Origin of the sequence: Burkholderia sp. HI2714 (genome assembly GCF_002223085.1) — a bacterium.
Lineage (GTDB): Bacteria > Pseudomonadota > Gammaproteobacteria > Burkholderiales > Burkholderiaceae > Burkholderia > Burkholderia lata_D.
The window spans coordinates 1-891 of the sequence record NZ_NKFM01000164.1 but is presented as its reverse complement, the minus strand read 5'-3'; the positions used below and the strand labels follow the sequence as shown (position 1 = coordinate 891).

Below are 891 nucleotides of genomic sequence, written 5' to 3'. Positions count from 1 at the left end.
GAATACGAGACCGGTCGCGGACGATTCTGATGTTCAGCGACGGCGTGCGAGCGAAAGAGATCGCCAGACGACAGGAACTGACGTTGGAGGCGGTGTATGAGAGGCGCTATCGGTGGCTGGAGAAAGGCATGGCGAGTCTGCCGGATGGCCCGCGTAGTGGTGCGCCATCGAAACTGTCGCCGGAGCAGCTCGAGCAGTTGAAGGTATGGGCGTCGGAAGAAGCGCTGACGGCACCGGCGCTGTTAGCCCGACTCGAAGAACAGTTCGGCGTACGGGTGCATCGCAATACGCTGACCGGAGCGCTCAGGCGAGCAGGTTTGGTGTGGAAGCGCACCCGGCATAGTTTAAAAAAAACGCAACGAACAGCGGTTTCGACAAGCCCAGGCTGACATTGGGGAGCTGGTCCAGCAAGCCCAGCGCGGCGAAATCGAACTCGCTTACGTCGACGAAGTTGGCTTCGCGCAGGCACAACCGAATCGAAGCGCCTGGACGCCAGTCGGAGAGCGACACATGATCGAAGCGCGACGCGGCAAACGTCTGAACGTGGTCGGTGCGTTACTGTCCTCGGGTGGGCTATTTGCGGTGAAATTGTGGGAAACGATGACCGCGATGCTGTTTGCTGGGTTCCTCGGTTTGTTGGCCGAACACGTCGGGAAGCCACTCATCGTGATTCTCGACAATGCTTCGGTCCACACGGCCAAAGCACTGCGGCCGTATCTCCAGTTGTTGCAGGAGCAAGGCTTGACGCTGTACTTCTTGCCGCCCTACAGCCCGGAGCTCAATCGCATCGAGAAACTGTGGCACAAGATGAAATATGAGTGGCTGGCCTTCAAGGCGCGTGACATCCAAACCCTTGAAGAAGACGTCGATACGGTCCTTCAAGGATTCGGA

The 891-nt window shown here is 58.5% G+C and carries 2 protein-coding genes; both read left to right on the top strand.

Annotation, left to right across the window (positions count from 1 at the left end; genetic code table 11):
* Positions 1-389 (top strand): helix-turn-helix domain-containing protein (locus CFB82_RS41675; protein ID WP_218829112.1); only part of this gene is annotated, 389 nt, incomplete at its 5' end.
* 1 nt (position 390) lies between these two features.
* The coding region (locus CFB82_RS41670; RefSeq protein WP_306427000.1) for an IS630 family transposase at positions 391-891 on the top strand (501 nt) is incomplete at its 3' end.